This window comes from Streptomyces canus (assembly GCF_041435015.1).
Classification (GTDB): domain Bacteria; phylum Actinomycetota; class Actinomycetes; order Streptomycetales; family Streptomycetaceae; genus Streptomyces; species Streptomyces canus_G.
This window is the reverse complement of sequence record NZ_CP107989.1, coordinates 2,670,321-2,684,971: the sequence shown is the minus strand read 5'-3', so window position 1 is coordinate 2,684,971 and position 14,651 is coordinate 2,670,321. Positions and strand designations below refer to the sequence as shown.

The following is a 14,651-nucleotide window of genomic DNA, read 5'->3' as shown; positions in this document are numbered from 1 at the left end:
CCTTTCGGCGCTATTGTGCGGAGCGTCACAAGGCGCCTTGATTCCTTGCTGTGCCCCAACTTGACTGTGTTAGTGTTTTCATGTCCAGAGCCGATCGAATCTTGGCGGCTCCGGTACGCGGGTCAAGCCCGCGACACGGGGAGAGGTAAACGGGGGAATGAACAGTAAGGATTTATTCTACCGATCTTTTGACAGCTGCCTCGGTCCGGGCAGTGCGCGCTTCTTCGGAAGCGGTTACAAGCGAGTCGAGCAGGACCTCAGGGACATCACCACCGACGGCTCGGCCGACCCGGGAGCGCTCATCACCGCGCGGGGCACCCTGACGTATCCACAGGACTGGTCCCGCAAGTCGGGCACCGACGAACTGCGGCCCCATCTCAGCAGCATCGACGCACTGGTACTGGCCGTGACCCTGGCCGAGGTGCACATCGGCCGAGCCTTCGGACTGACGGCCGCCCAACAGCGTCGCACCTGGCTGCGGCACGCCGACGTGCGCGCCGGGAGCTCTCCGCACGAGGACCTCGCGGACTTCCCGGTGGAGGGCCGGCTCCTCGCGTCCGACACCCTGGATCGCGAGCACTCCGCCCTCACCGGCACGACCTTCGTCTGCCGGGTCGGCGGACTGCGCGTGCGCTGCACACTCGCGCACGAGCAAGGCGACGGAGCCCGCGGCCCCGTCGCTCACGCCGACGCCTCGCAGGCCCTGGGACCGGCGAGCGCCCGGCATTACGGCCACGGCTACAAGAACCGCAACCAGTACGCGGACCACGTCCACGTCGACCTGGACCAGCAGCTCATCCAGGGCCACCAGCGTGTCGTAGCCACCCGGACGGACCCGGAGACCCACGGGGCGGAAGCGGCCTACGGACCTTCCGTCTCGCCGGTCGACGCGCTCGTCGGAGTGGCCCAACTGGCCCAGGCCCTGCTCTACGCCCAGGACGGACTGCTCCGGGGCAGCACGGACACGCTCTGGATGAGGCGCTTCGTCATCGGCGCACAGACGCCGGTGCGACCGCTCGGCCGGAGCTTCGCGACGACCGTCCGCACCGCCGGCACCCGCCTCGTCACCATGGGCGGGCAGACATGGCGCACCTCGGATCTGGCCGTCGACGACTTCGCCGGAATCAGCGGCCGGTGCTCACTCGCGCACCGACTGCCCACCGCCGCCTGACGAATCCCGTCACCGGTACATCGTCATGGGCACGGCATTACGGGGAAATTAAATTCCATGCCTTTGGCGGTACGGCGGTCGGAATCCGACCGTGCGGAATCACGGAAATTGCAGCAACAATACGGGGGATCAATAAGTCATGCGTTTTTCGCCGACGTTACGCTTCGGAGAAGTGCTCGTCGTACTCGAAGGGCCGGCCCGTGTGCTCTGGAAGGAGCCGTCACCGCAACCCGGTGCGGGGGACTGGACACCCACCGGAATTTGGCCGGACGAGGATGAACTGGCGATGGTGCGCGAGCACATAGAAAGGGGACTGCCGCTGCTCGTCCTGCTGGACGAGGCCCACCGTCGTATACCGCTGCTGCGACAGGAGTTGCGGGCCGCGCCCTGCCGGCTGCTGGAGTCCCTCATGGCCGGCACCGGCACCGGCACCGGCACCAGCACCAGCACCGGCTCCGGCGAACTCCTGGACGACGAGGTCGTAGAGGTGCGGCTGCCGTTCCTCGACTGGCTGCCGGACGCGCACCGCGACCGCGCCGCCCGCTTCCTCGAAGACAGCGACGCGGCACTGTCCCGTACCCCGGTGGCGCTCCTTCCGCCGCTGATGACCGAGGAGAGGCAGGACGGACTGCCGCCGAGCCCCCGTTTCGCCCGGCGCATCCTGCCCAACGCGCTGACCGCGGGCCGGCTCGCGGCGGCCGTGGAGCACCTCTTCGTCGAGGGCGCGCAGCACTGCGCGGCCGCGGGCCGCGGAAGCGAGGCGGACCGATGACCGGCACACGGCACGAAACACGGCACGAAACACGGCATGAAACACACCCCGCCATCGGCACTCACCACGATCACGAGGACGACCCGCACGGTGGCGCGGACGACAGCGACCTGTGCCCCGGCCTCCCGAACGGCTCCGGCCGCGTGCCCAGCCACGGGGAGATCGGCTCGCTCATCGTCGTCACCGCGGCCGCGAATCTCAGGTTCGCCCACTGGCGGGTCACCGATCGGCGCCCCGCGGATCACGGGGACGACGCCGTGGGCCGGAGGAGTCACTGATGGGACGTTCAGTCATGGTCACCGGCGGCAACCGCGGCATCGGACTCGCCGTCGCGCGCGCTCTTGCCGCGGACGGCGACCGCGTCGCCATCACCCACCGCGACACCGAACCGCCCGACGGACTGTTCGCCGTGCGCGCGGAGATGACGGACCCGAAGAGCATCGACACCGCGTTCGAGAAGGTGGAGGCGGAGCACGGGCCGGTCGAGGTACTCGTCGTGAACGCGGGCATCACCCGCGACGGCCTGTTCCTGCGCATGGACGAGCGGGACTTCACCGACGTCATCGACGTGAACCTGCACGGCGCCTTCCGTGCCGTGCGGCGCGCCGTGCGCGGCATGGTGCGGGCCCGCTGGGGCCGGATCGTCCTGATGTCCTCGATGACGTACGCGTACGGCGCGCCGGGACAGGTCAACTACGGGGCCTCCAAAGCCGGAATGCTCGGCATGGCCCGCTCCCTCGCCTGGGAGCTCGGTCCCCGCAACATCACGGTCAACGTCGTCGCGCCGGGGCTGATCGACACGGACATGAGCCGTGGGATCACCGACCGTCGGCGCGAACACCTGCTGGCCATCACCCCGCTGGGCCACGCCGGGGAGGTGGCGGACGTCGCCGCGGCGGTGCGGTATCTGACCGGCGAGTCGGGCCGCTATGTGACCGGTGCCGTCCTGCCCGTCAGCGGCGGCCTGGGCCTGGGCGGATGACCCGAAGCCGCCCGGCGGTCCCGGTCACCCCGGCTGTCGCCATCACACCTGAGACGAGAAGGAACACACCATGAGTGACACCAGCACCCCGGCCGTGCAGGCCGCCTCACCCTCCGCGGCACCCTCCGGGGAACGAGGCCTTCACCTGGCCATCTCCGGCACCTACTCCAGCGGCAAGAGCACCACGACCGAGGCCCTGTCGATGGCGACCGGCATACCGCGCACCCACGCCATGACCTCGCGCGAGATCCTGATGGACCTCGTCCCGGGCAAACAGGTCCAGGAACTCACCGCGTCGGAGCTGACGATGCTCGGGCTGCGACGGCTCGAGGAGCGCATCCACCACGAGTCGGGCGCGGGGCCGTTCATCTCGGACGGCTCCGTGATCCACGAGTGGATCTACGGTGAGGCACGGATGCGGGTCGGCATCAACCCGGGGGCCAACCTCCTGGTCAAGACGGCGAAGAACATCGCCGGGCTGCCGGTGAAGCGGTTCTACCGCCAGTACATGGACGCCTACGGCGCCGTCACCAAGGCGCGCGCCAAGCGGATCTACGACGCCTACGTCCACCTCCCCGTCGAGTTCGCCATGAAGGCCGACGGCCACCGGCCGGTGTCGGAGAAGTTCCGGAAACTCTCCGACGACCTGCTGATCGAGACCCTCGAGGAGCTGCAGATCCCGTACCACGTCGTGGGCGGCAGTGTCCGCGAGCGGGTGGCGCAGATCGTGGACATCTTCGGCCTGCCGCTGGTGATGCCGCTCGACGAGGCCATCGACCGGGCCGGCGTCCGGGTCCGCGAGGCCACCGAGGTCCTGGAACAGGACGACCGGTTCCACGAGGCACAGCGCACCAAGTCCCTGCGCCGCCGTATCTCGTACGCGATGCGCTTCTGACCACGGACGAGCGGCCCCGGATCCGCGTCGAAGAGGCATGCTGGTGTCCGTACGAGGGCCAGGAGGTGCCGGAATGCGGTGGTGGGCCGGAGTGTGGGCGGTGGCCGGGGCGGCCGTCCTGGTGGCGTGCGGTACGTCGGCGGGAGGGCCTACGGGGCCTTCGGGAGGGAGCGGCGGTGCGACAGAGCCGTCGGGGGGCACGTCGACGCGCGCGTCCGCCGCTCCGTCCCCGTCCCCGTCCGTGAGCCCGACTGGAGGGAGCCCGTCCGACAACCCGTCCGGCTCGGCCGCCGCGCCGTCTCCGTCGGCGGCGCGCTGTGTGTCCGGGCGCGCGGAGGTCCTCTTCAGGCCCGGGGACGCGGTCGTCCAGCGGCTGTGCCTGCGGCCGGGAGCCGTCGTGTCCCTCGTCCTGGAGCCCCGGGCGGACGACAGGCGGTGGACGGCCGTGCTCAGTTCCGCGCCGGCCTTCGTCCTGGCGTCCGGTTGGCGGGTGGACGCGGACGGCACGGCCCGCGCCTCGCTGCGGTGCGCGGGCACCCGGGGCGGTACGGCCCAGGTCACCGCGCGGGCGAAGGCGCCGGACGTGGCGGGCGCGGCGCGGGTCGCGTTCACACTGCACGTGGACGTGGTGCCCTATCCGACGCAGGGGTGACCCCGGAAGCGGGGCCACCCCTGTCGCGCCGTTGTCAGCCGCAGTCGCGCACCTTGATCGTGTAGATGCCGCGGCCGTGGGTGGCCGCGTACAGCGTGCTGCCGTCGGGGCTCAGCTTCACCTGGAGCACGGCGACCGCCGGGAGGTTGCCGACGCGCTGCCAGGTCGTACGTCCCGGCGCCCGGTAGACGACGCCGAGGTCGGTGCCCACGGCGAGACCACCGTTCGGCGTGACGACCGCGGAGTCGGCCGGCACGTCGGGGAGGTTCTTCGAGATGTCCTTCCAGGTGGTTCCGCCGTCCTTGGACTCGAAGACGTGACCCACGCCCGCGCCCGGCCCCTCGGTCCACTGCCGGGAGAAGCCGTTGACCGTGAGGTAGACGTGGTCGGCGTGCTTCGGGTCGACGGCGAAGCCGCTGAGGTAACGGTTGGGCACGGTCCCGTCCACCGGCAGCGCGATGTCGTGCCATCCGGTGCCGTCCGTATTGCCGACGGAGATCCCGCGGGCGAAGCCCTGGTTGTTGCAGGGCCCGCACCAGGCCGCGTAGACCTTGCCGCCGGAGGTGGCGACGGCGGTCGCGGTGCGGCCTTCGCCGAGGTCGTACAGGCTGGTCCACTCGCTGCCGCTGCGGATGGCGTAGCCATGGGTCTGCACCCACACGTGACGGCCGCCCGCGATCCAGGTCGAGGGGTTCTTGGCGTCGGCCGTGAGCGGGGCGATGAAGCGGGCCTCGCTGGTCGCGTTGTCGGCCGGGGCGACGTTGTACGACGTGGCCTTGGCGGCATCGTCGATCCAACTGCCGTCGTTGACGGCACAGTTCTGCGTCACCTGGATGGAGAGGTAGACGTACTCCTCGGCGATGTTGCACCCGTTGGCCGGGTCGGTGAGCGTGTCGCCGCCGTCCCCGCCGAAGTTGGAGCCCATCACACGGTCGTTGCTGCGCAGGACGGACTGGCCGTTGTCCTGAAGGCCGCCCGTCACGGAGACGCCGCCGTGGTCCAGGTCCTTGCCGATGCCCACCGAGTAGTACTGCAGGGTGTCGATGGTGCCGTCGTTCAGCGAGGTCCAGTCGGTGGCGTGCCCGGAGGTGTCCTGGGAGCCGTTGACCGGCCGCTTGTAGACGCCGCCGTCGTTGCCGACGTACACGAAGCTCTTGCCGTGGTAGCTGCCGATCGCCACGCCGTGCTGGTCGGAGTGGGTGGTCTGGTTGCAGTCACCGGTCTGCTTGGCCGGGTCGATGTTCCAGCAGGGGAAGGAAAAGTTCCAGTACGGGCCCACGGTCGACCAGGTGCTGCCGCCGTCCTTGGTCTCGTAGACCTCCTCCAGACCCGCGTACACGTGCTCCGCGTTCGCCGGGTCGACCGTCAGGAACTGGTTGTACCAGGCCTGCACGCCCGGCATGTAGCCGCTGGTGGTGAGCGCGGAGCCGTCGGCGGCCAGGCCCTGGTAGTCGGCGATCTTCGTCCAAGGTCCGGTGGGGGAGCCGGACTTGGAGACGTAGATGCCCTCCAGACCGCTGTCCGGGTTGGTGTTCAGCTGCTCCGGTGACTGGTCGATGGCGTAGTAGCGGGAGCCGTCGGCGGAGCGGGCGAAGGTGACGTTGCCGACGTTGTCCGCGTCGGCGGGCAGGTCGCCCAGGCCGCTGGTGATCCGCGTCCAGGCGCCGCCCGCGCCCTTGGTGTAGAAGCCGTTGTAGTCGTCACCGCTGCGCCAGCCCACCGCGAGCACGACCTTGCTCGGGTTCTTCGGGTCGATCGCGATGTCGTTGGCGATGTTCTTGTACGGCGCGTCGGGGTCGTCGGCCTCCGAACGGCCCGGCAGATAGTCGGGGTTGGGCGCGAACTCCAGCTTCCAGGCGCCCTTCAGCGTCTTCGTGGAGTGGCTCCACACGCCCTCGCTGGTCGCCGCCCACACCTTGCCGCCGCCGAAGCGCAGCTCGTGGATGCTGGTGGACTCGAGCTCGTCGCCGCCTACCCGGCTGCGGGTGGAGAAGGTGCCGTGGTGCGGGTGGGACAGGACATAGACGCCGCTGCCGAGGTAGGCGTCCGCGTTGGTGGTCGCCTCGCCGGTGCCCAGCCACAGTCGGCCGGTTCCGTCGAGCGCGAGCGCGCCGGTGGACTGGGCCGGCAGCGGGTCGCTGATCGACTGCCAGTGTCCGCCGCCGGACCGGGACCGCCATACGCCGCCGCCCGCACTGCCCGCGTACACGTACCCGTCGTCGTCGGCGGCGATCGCCGCCATCCGGCCGGTGACGTTGCCGGAGCCGCCGCTGGAGTTGGAGTCGATGTCGCGGTAGCGCGAGTCGTCGGAGTTGTACGGCAGGTCGGTGACGTTGCGCCAACTGCCGCCGCTGCTCGGCAGTTTCGTCAGGTCGGACCAAGCGGCGCCGTAGGCGCCCGGCGCGACGATGCCGGGCGAGGTGCGCGCCTCGGCGTACTGGTCCGCGCCCTCGGCTATCTCGTCGGCCTCGTTGCCGTCGTCGCCGTCACCGTCCTCGGCCTTCGCCTTGGGGCTCATGGCGCCCACCGAGTCCGCGCGTTCGGCGGCGAGTCGAGCGAGCGTGCGGGCGCCGAAGGGGCTGTTGCTCTGGCCGGACGCGGCGCTTGCCGGTATCGCCACGAGTGCGGCGGATGCGGTGATGGCCCAGGTCGTGAGCCATCGTCTCTTACGGGTCGGTGCTGACACGAGGTCCTCCCAAACAGGCATACGTACGGCCTTCGTTGGGACCCGACCATGGGTGGGAGGAAGTGTCCGGAACTTGGGAAGCCTTTGACCGGGTCCTGCCACTTCGTGTACGGGATGTCGACCGGGGGAAAGGTTGGCGGCAGGGAAGCGCTTCTTGTCGGGCACCGTCGACGAAGAATCCGGCGCCCCACGCCAGGGTGGCCGTGCAGCCCTCGACCCCGACCTGCGCCAACGACGGGCGGACGGGCCGGGGTCACCCGGGAGCAGGGCACCGAAGGCGGTCAGATGTCCCGGAAGATCTCGATCTGCGCCCCCACCGAGTTGAGCCGCTCGGCCAGGTCCTCATAGCCGCGGTTGATGACATAGACGTTGCGCAGCACGGACGTGCCGTCGGCCGCCATCATCGCCAGCAGGACGACCACGGCGGGGCGCAGGGCAGGCGGGCACATCATCTCGGCGGCACGCCAGCGGGTCGGGCCCTCCACCAGCACCCGGTGCGGGTCGAGGAGTTGGAGGCGCCCGCCCAGCCGGTTCAGATCCGTCAGATAGATCGCCCGGTTGTCGTAGACCCAGTCGTGGATGAGGGTCTGGCCCTGCGCGACCGCCGCGATGGCCGCGAAGAACGGCACGTTGTCGATGTTCAGACCGGGGAACGGCATCGGGTGGATCTTGTCGATCGGCGCCTCCAGCTTGGAGGGCCGGACCGTGAGGTCGACCAGTCGGGTACGGCCGTTGTCCGCGAAGTACTCCGGGGTGCGGTCGTGGTCGAGCCCCATCTCCTCCAGGACCGCGAGCTCGATCTCCAGGAACTCGATGGGCACCCGGCGCACGGTCAGCTCCGACTCCGTCACCACGGCCGCGGCCAGCAGGCTCATCGCCTCGACCGGGTCCTCGGAGGGGGAGTAGTCGACGTCCACGTCGATGTGCGGTACGCCGTGCACGGTGAGGGTGGTGGTGCCGATGCCCTCGACCTTCACTCCCAGGGCCTCCAGGAAGAAGCACAGGTCCTGGACCATGTAGTTGGAGGAGGCGTTGCGGATGACGGTGACGCCGTCGTGGCGGGCGGCCGCGAGCAGCGCGTTCTCCGTCACGGTGTCGCCGCGCTCGGTCAGCACGATCGGACGGCCGGGGCGGACCGACCGGTCCACGCGCGCGTGGTACTGGCCCTCGGTCGCCGCGACGTCCAGACCGAACCGGCGCAGCGCGATCATGTGCGGCTCGATGGTCCGGGTGCCGAGGTCGCAGCCGCCGGCGTAGGGCAGCTTGAAGCCGTCCATACGGTGCAGCAGCGGACCGAGGAACATGATGATGGAGCGGGTGCGGACGGCGGCCTCGGCGTCGATGGCGTCCATGTCCAGCTCGGCGGGCGGCACGAGTTCGAGGTCGACGCCGTCGTTGATCCAGCGGGTGCGGACCCCGATGGAGCTGAGCACCTCCAGGAGGCGGTAGACCTCCTCGATGCGGGCGACCCTGCGCAGCACCGTGCGCCCCTTGTTGAGGAGCGAGGCGCAGAGCAGGGCCACACACGCGTTCTTGCTCGTCTTGACGTCGATCGCGCCGGACAGCCGACGACCGCCGACCACGCGCAGATGCATGGGGCCCGCGTAGCCCAGAGAGACGATTTCGCTGTCCAGTGCTTCACCGATACGGGCGATCATCTCAAGGCTGATGTTCTGGTTGCCGCGCTCGATGCGATTGACGGCGCTCTGACTGGTGCCGAGCGCCTCGGCAAGCTGCGACTGTGTCCAGCCTCGGTGCTGCCGGGCGTCACGGATGAGCTTGCCGATGCGTACGAGGTAGTCGTCTGCCATGAGCTTGAGGTTATCTCAGATATGAGATGGCGCATTCCGGGGAGTCCATTCGAGTGAGGGGCCCCCGCGGACCTGAGGAGACCTCAGTGGCGCTTGGCGGTACGGGTGCGACGCCACCCGAAAGGCCCGGGCAGATCCATCGATGTCGTACGACGTCCCGTGCTGCTGTGGGTGTGTCGCGGGCCGTGCTTGCCGCCGCCGGTGGTGATGGACCAGGAGTGCCGGTTGATGTTCAGCCGCACGCCGGGCAGGATCCGGAAACTCTTGCGGAACGTGAGGCCCATGTGGGTCTCCCCTCGGGTCGGTCTGGTGCTCCCAACTCCCTCCGCATACCCCGACTTGGCGAACTGATGACCGCGACCGCGCCGACCCGGGCACCGTGGCGGCGGACATCACAGGGAAGCCGGGCATGACCATCCCGGCCTCATGTACTAGAGTTATCTCGACATCGAGATATCTGCCGAGGCGTACCGCAGTCGCACGCTTTCGCTGGGTCTGGCAGTAAGGCATACCTAACTTAGCCTTACCTTAGCGGATCGGCCAAGACGGCGTGGCGGCAGGATGCGGCGGTAAGCGCACAAAAATGAAGGAGACTGTCGTGTCGGCGAACAGCTTCGACGCCCGCGCCACGCTGAGCGTGGGCGACGAGTCGTACGAGATCTTCCGGCTGGACAAGGTGGAGGGCTCGGCCCGCCTTCCGTACAGCCTCAAGGTTCTCCTGGAGAACCTGCTCCGTACCGAGGACGGCGCGAACATCACCGCCGACCACATCCGCGCCCTCGGCGGCTGGGACTCCCAGGCCCAGCCGTCGCAGGAGATCCAGTTCACGCCGGCCCGCGTGATCATGCAGGACTTCACCGGCGTGCCCTGTGTCGTCGACCTCGCCACCATGCGTGAGGCCGTGAAGGAGCTCGGCGGCGACCCGGCGAAGGTCAACCCGCTCTCCCCGGCCGAGCTGGTCATCGACCACTCCGTCATCGCCGACAAGTTCGGCACCAACGAGGCCTTCGCGCAGAACGTCGAGCTGGAGTACGGCCGCAACCGCGAGCGCTACCAGTTCCTGCGCTGGGGCCAGACGGCCTTCGACGACTTCAAGGTCGTCCCGCCCGGCACCGGCATCGTCCACCAGGTGAACATCGAGCACCTGGCGCGCACGGTCATGGTCCGTAACGGCCAGGCCTACCCCGACACCCTCGTCGGCACCGACTCCCACACCACCATGGTCAACGGCCTGGGTGTGCTGGGCTGGGGCGTCGGCGGCATCGAGGCCGAGGCCGCGATGCTCGGCCAGCCGGTCTCCATGCTCATCCCGCGCGTCGTCGGCTTCAAGCTGACCGGTGAGCTCAAGCCCGGCACCACCGCCACCGACCTCGTGCTGACCATCACCGAGATGCTCCGCAAGCACGGCGTGGTCGGCAAGTTCGTCGAGTTCTACGGCGAGGGTGTGGCCGCCACCTCCCTCGCGAACCGCGCCACCATCGGCAACATGTCGCCGGAGTTCGGCTCGACCGCCGCGATCTTCCCGATCGACGACGAGACCATCAAGTACCTCAAGCTCACGGGCCGCTCCGAGCAGCAGCTCGCGCTCGTCGAGGCGTACGCCAAGGAGCAGGGTCTCTGGCTGGACCCGAAGGCCGAGCCGGACTTCTCCGAGAAGCTGGAGCTCGACCTCTCCACGGTCGTCCCCTCCATCGCCGGCCCGAAGCGCCCGCAGGACCGCATCGTCCTCGCCAACGCCGCCGAGCAGTTCAAGGTCGACGTCCGCAACTACGTCGACAGCGTGGACGAGGCCGGCCAGGAGTCCTTCCCGGCCTCCGACGCCCCGGCCGTCGCCCCGAACGGCGCCCCGTCCAACCCGGTCACCGTGACCGCTCCCGACGGCTCGACGTACGAGGTCGACCACGGTGCGGTGACGGTCGCGGCCATCACCTCCTGCACCAACACCTCCAACCCGTACGTCATGGTCGCCGCCGCGCTCGTCGCGAAGAAGGCCGTGGAGAAGGGCCTGACCCGCAAGCCGTGGGTCAAGACCACCCTCGCCCCGGGCTCCAAGGTCGTCACCGACTACTTCGACAAGGCGGGGCTCACCCCCTACCTCGACAAGGTCGGCTTCAACCTCGTCGGCTACGGCTGCACCACCTGCATCGGCAACTCCGGCCCGCTGCCGGAGGAGGTCTCCAAGGCCGTCAACGACCACGACCTCGCGGTCACGTCGGTCCTCTCCGGCAACCGGAACTTCGAGGGCCGGATCAACCCCGACGTCAAGATGAACTACCTGGCGTCCCCGCCGCTGGTCGTCGCGTACGCCCTCGCCGGCTCCATGAAGGTGGACATCACCAAGGACGCCCTGGGCATCGACCAGGACGGCAACCCGGTCTACCTCAAGGACATCTGGCCCTCCGAGGCCGAGGTCAACGACGTCGTGGCGAACGCCATCGGCGAGGACATGTTCAACAAGTCCTACGCCGACGTCTTCGCGGGCGACGCCCAGTGGCAGGCGCTGCCGATCCCGACCGGCAACACCTTCGAGTGGGACGCGGAGTCGACGTACGTCCGCAAGCCCCCGTACTTCGAGGGCATGACGATGGAGACCACCCCGGTCTCCGACATCACCGGCGCCCGCGTGCTCGCCAAGCTGGGCGACTCGGTGACGACGGACCACATCTCGCCCGCCGGTGCCATCAAGGCCGACACCCCGGCCGGCAAGTACCTCACCGAGCACGGTGTGGAGCGTCGTGACTTCAACTCCTACGGCTCCCGCCGAGGCAACCACGAGGTCATGATCCGCGGCACGTTCGCCAACATCCGCCTGCGCAACCAGATCGCGCCGGGGACGGAAGGCGGCTACACCCGCGACTTCACCCAGGACGGCGGTCCGGTGTCGTTCATCTACGACGCCTCCCGCAACTACATCGAGCAGGGCACCCCGCTGGCCATCCTGGCCGGCAAGGAGTACGGCTCCGGCTCGTCCCGCGACTGGGCCGCCAAGGGCACCGCGCTCCTCGGCGTCAAGGCCGTCATCGCCGAGTCGTACGAGCGCATCCACCGCTCGAACCTCATCGGCATGGGCGTCCTGCCGCTGCAGTTCCCGGAGGGCGCGAGCGCCGAGTCCCTCGGCCTGACCGGCGAGGAGACCTTCTCCTTCACCGGTGTCGAGGAGCTCAACAACGGCACCACGCCGCGCACGGTCAAGGTCACCACCGACACGGGCGTGGAGTTCGACGCGGTCGTCCGCATCGACACCCCCGGTGAGGCCGACTACTACCGCAACGGCGGCATCATGCAGTACGTGCTGCGCAGCCTGATCCGCAAGTAAGTCCTTTCGGGCGCCTGAGGGCCGCACCCCACCCGGTGACGGGGGTGCGGCCCTTCGCCGTACCCCACCGCCGCAGGTCATCACCCACCCTCAGGTGGAACACAGGATTCCCTCAGCCCACGGGGACACGATCGGTACATGACTGGCACCTCCGGGTCCCGAACCGGCCGCGCAAGAGTCCTCATCGTCGACGACGAGCCCGCACTCAACGAAGTGCTGTCCGTCGCCGTCACCGAGGCGGGCTGGCGTCCCTATCCGGCGCTCGACGGGCGCAGCGCACTGAGCACGGCGCGCGGCTGCGCACCGCACGCCGTCGTGCTCGACGGGATGCTGCCCGACTTGGACGGCCTCCAGGTGCTGCGCCGGCTGCGCCAGGAGAACCCGAAGCTGCCCGTCCTCATGCTCACCGCCCGCGACGCCCTCGAACACCGCCTGGACTGCCTGGAGGCGGGCGCCGACGACTACGTCACCAAGCCCTTCTCCCTGGAGGAGGTCGTGCTGCGGCTGCGCGGACTACTGCGCCGGGCGGCGTCGCGAGACGGCCGCAGCGACGACTCCGTCCACGTGCTCGGCGACCTCGTGATGACCGGGGACACCCGCGAAGTGCGCCGGGCGGGTGTGCCCGTCCAGCTCACCGCGAAGGAGTTCGACCTGCTCGGTCTGCTGCTCGGCCATCCACGCCAGGTGCTCAGCAAGGCGCAGATCCTCGACCACGTCTGGAGCAGCTCCTTCGACGGCGGCGGCAATCTCGTCGAGGTCTACATCTCCAGTCTGCGCAGGAAGATCGACAAGGGACGGGCACCGATGATCCGCACCGTGCGCGGCCTCGGGTACGCCATCAGGGCCGCGGAGGACGGGAGATGAGCCGGCGATCGAACGCGAGGATGCCCACCCGGTCCATCCGTACCCGCCTGCTCGTCTTCGTCACTGCCACGCTGGTCGTCGTCTGTGTCGCGATGGGCCTGATCACCACGCTCTTCCAGCACGCCTATCTGATGGGCAACCTGGACGACCGCGTCCTCGACACCGCCGAACGGGCCCTGGGCGGGGCCTCGTTGCACCAGGACCTCCAGGACGATCTGACGTTCCTGAGGGAGAGCGGGCAGCCCGCCGGAATGCTCGCCGCCCGGCTCGACGCGGACGGCACCATCGTCTCCGCGGCCGTCGTCGTCCAGGACGCCCCCATCCAGAACCTCGGCACCGACCAGCGCGCCGCTCTGGCCGGGACGCGGGCCGACGGCGCGATGCACACCAGGACCGTGCCCGGCCTCGGCACCTATCGGGTCACCGTCCTCGTGGACGGAGGCGTCCGGGTCCTCGCCGGCTTGCCCATGGACGACGTCCAGGACATGATCAGCGGACTCGTGATGATCGAGACAGGCGTCGCCGTGGCCGGGCTCGCCGCCGCCGGCTGCGTCTGCACGGTGGTCATACGACGGCAACTGCGCCCCCTCGGCCGCGTCGCCGCCACCGCTTCCGAGGTCTCCCGCGCCCCGCTCGGACACGGCCAGGTCACCGGCCTGACCCGGGTGCCGGAACGGGACACCGACCCCGGCAGCGAGGCCGGCCAGGTCGGCGCCGCGCTCAACCATCTGCTCGACCACGTGGAGTCCTCCCTCGCCGAACGGCAGCGCAGCGAGGAGCGCATGCGGCGGTTCCTGGCCGACGCCAGCCACGAACTCCGTACGCCCCTCGCCTCGATCGCCGGCTACGCCGAGCTGATGAACCGCGGCACCGATCGGATCGAACCGGTGCTGGCCTGGCGCCGGGTCTCGGCGGAGTCGGCGCGGATGACGGGTCTGGTGGAGGACCTGCTCCTGCTCGCCCGCCTCGACGAGGGCCGCCCTCTTCAGTCCCGCGAGGTCGACCTGGCGGCGCTGGTCGCGGAGGCGGTGTGGGACGCGCGGGCGGCAGCCGGCGGCCATGACTGGCAGCTCGAACTGAGCCTGGACGCACCGGCGTTGGTCACCGGCGACGAGGCCCGCCTGCACCAGGTGGTGGCCAACCTGCTGTCCAACGCGAGGATGCACACGCCGGCGGGCACGAGGGTGGTGGCGTCGGTGGAGTCGACGGACGAGCGCCGCGTGATCCGAGTCCGCGACAACGGCCCGGGCATCCCGCCCGCCCTCCTCCCCATCGTCTTCGAACGCTTCACCCGAGCGGACACGTCCCGCTCCCGCGCCGACGCCAAGTCCGGCGGATCCGGGCTCGGGTTGGCCATCGCGGCGGCCATCACGGGCGCCCACGGCGGCCACATCCAGGTGAACAGCACCCCGGGCCGCACGGAGTTCACGATCGAACTCCCGAGGGCCACGGAGGCCGGCTTGGAGGAGCGAGCGGTCACAGGAAGTCCGGCCTCGGTGTAG

12 protein-coding genes are annotated in these 14,651 nt (G+C 69.6%); 9 read left to right on the top strand and 3 right to left on the bottom strand.

The window, feature by feature from the left end; genetic code table 11:
- The first annotated feature begins 157 nt into the window (after positions 1-157).
- The 6 genes from OG841_RS11880 (at position 158) to OG841_RS11855 (ending at position 4,472) form a co-directional block, all read left to right on the top strand.
- Entirely contained in the window at positions 158-1,171 is a 1,014-nt protein-coding gene (locus OG841_RS11880; RefSeq protein WP_371564869.1) for an AvrD family protein, read from the top strand.
- Between the two features lie 172 nt (positions 1,172-1,343).
- Complete coding sequence (locus tag OG841_RS11875) at positions 1,344-1,943, top strand: hypothetical protein (RefSeq protein ID WP_371564867.1); 600 nt, start codon at positions 1,344-1,346, stop codon at positions 1,941-1,943.
- Entirely contained in the window at positions 1,940-2,221 is a 282-nt protein-coding gene (locus OG841_RS11870; protein WP_371564862.1) for a hypothetical protein, read from the top strand. The genes OG841_RS11875 and OG841_RS11870 overlap by 4 nt, the downstream gene beginning before the upstream one ends.
- Positions 2,221-2,925 carry a 3-oxoacyl-ACP reductase FabG gene (fabG, locus tag OG841_RS11865; RefSeq protein WP_328641405.1) on the top strand — a complete coding sequence of 235 codons (705 nt, stop codon included), beginning with the start codon at positions 2,221-2,223 and terminating at the stop codon, positions 2,923-2,925. The genes OG841_RS11870 and fabG overlap by 1 nt, the downstream gene beginning before the upstream one ends.
- A gap of 70 nt (positions 2,926-2,995) precedes the next feature.
- Complete coding sequence (locus tag OG841_RS11860) at positions 2,996-3,820, top strand: ATP/GTP-binding protein (RefSeq protein WP_328641406.1); 825 nt, start codon at positions 2,996-2,998, stop codon at positions 3,818-3,820.
- Between the two features lie 241 nt (positions 3,821-4,061).
- Positions 4,062-4,472: an acetyl-CoA synthetase gene (locus OG841_RS11855; protein WP_365115577.1), complete on the top strand. Its 411-nt coding sequence runs from the start codon at positions 4,062-4,064 to the stop codon at positions 4,470-4,472.
- Between the two features lie 34 nt (positions 4,473-4,506).
- Here OG841_RS11855 and OG841_RS11850 read toward each other — a convergent pair whose 3' ends face one another.
- From OG841_RS11850 to OG841_RS11840, 3 genes are all read right to left on the bottom strand, one after another.
- The gene (locus tag OG841_RS11850; protein ID WP_371564853.1) at positions 4,507-7,158 is read right to left on the bottom strand and encodes a WD40/YVTN/BNR-like repeat-containing protein; all 2,652 of its coding nucleotides are present in this window, start codon (positions 7,156-7,158) and stop codon (positions 4,507-4,509) included.
- Positions 7,159-7,439: 281 nt separating this feature from the next.
- Positions 7,440-8,969, bottom strand: coding sequence for a helix-turn-helix domain-containing protein (locus tag OG841_RS11845; RefSeq protein ID WP_328641436.1), 1,530 nt, complete (start codon positions 8,967-8,969; stop codon positions 7,440-7,442).
- 83 nt (positions 8,970-9,052) lie between these two features.
- A complete protein-coding gene (locus tag OG841_RS11840; RefSeq protein WP_057611210.1) occupies positions 9,053-9,253 on the bottom strand; it encodes a DUF4236 domain-containing protein in 201 nt (66 codons plus the stop codon).
- A 314-nt stretch (positions 9,254-9,567) separates the two neighbouring features.
- Here OG841_RS11840 and acnA point away from each other — a divergent pair, with 314 nt between their 5' ends.
- The 3 genes from acnA (at position 9,568) to OG841_RS11825 (ending at position 14,651) form a co-directional block, all read left to right on the top strand.
- Positions 9,568-12,285, top strand: a complete 2,718-nt coding sequence (gene acnA / locus OG841_RS11835) for an aconitate hydratase AcnA (RefSeq protein ID WP_328641437.1) — start codon at positions 9,568-9,570, stop codon at positions 12,283-12,285.
- A gap of 138 nt (positions 12,286-12,423) precedes the next feature.
- On the top strand, positions 12,424-13,149 hold the full coding sequence (locus OG841_RS11830; protein WP_365115533.1) for a response regulator transcription factor: 726 nt from the start codon (positions 12,424-12,426) through the stop codon (positions 13,147-13,149).
- Positions 13,146-14,651, top strand: a complete 1,506-nt coding sequence (locus OG841_RS11825) for a sensor histidine kinase (protein WP_371564845.1) — start codon at positions 13,146-13,148, stop codon at positions 14,649-14,651. Before OG841_RS11830 ends, OG841_RS11825 begins: the two co-directional genes overlap by 4 nt.

Coding starts and splice junctions, on each gene's coding strand:
- OG841_RS11880 (WP_371564869.1), top strand. CDS start 158: ATGAACAGTAAGGATTTATTCTACCGATCTTTTGACAGCTGCCTCGGT.
- OG841_RS11870 (WP_371564862.1), top strand. CDS start 1,940: ATGACCGGCACACGGCACGAAACACGGCACGAAACACGGCATGAAACA.
- fabG (WP_328641405.1), top strand. CDS start 2,221: ATGGGACGTTCAGTCATGGTCACCGGCGGCAACCGCGGCATCGGACTC.
- OG841_RS11860 (WP_328641406.1), top strand. CDS start 2,996: ATGAGTGACACCAGCACCCCGGCCGTGCAGGCCGCCTCACCCTCCGCG.
- OG841_RS11845 (WP_328641436.1), bottom strand. CDS start 8,969: ATGGCAGACGACTACCTCGTACGCATCGGCAAGCTCATCCGTGACGCC.
- OG841_RS11840 (WP_057611210.1), bottom strand. CDS start 9,253: ATGGGCCTCACGTTCCGCAAGAGTTTCCGGATCCTGCCCGGCGTGCGG.
- OG841_RS11830 (WP_365115533.1), top strand. CDS start 12,424: ATGACTGGCACCTCCGGGTCCCGAACCGGCCGCGCAAGAGTCCTCATC.
- OG841_RS11825 (WP_371564845.1), top strand. CDS start 13,146: ATGAGCCGGCGATCGAACGCGAGGATGCCCACCCGGTCCATCCGTACC.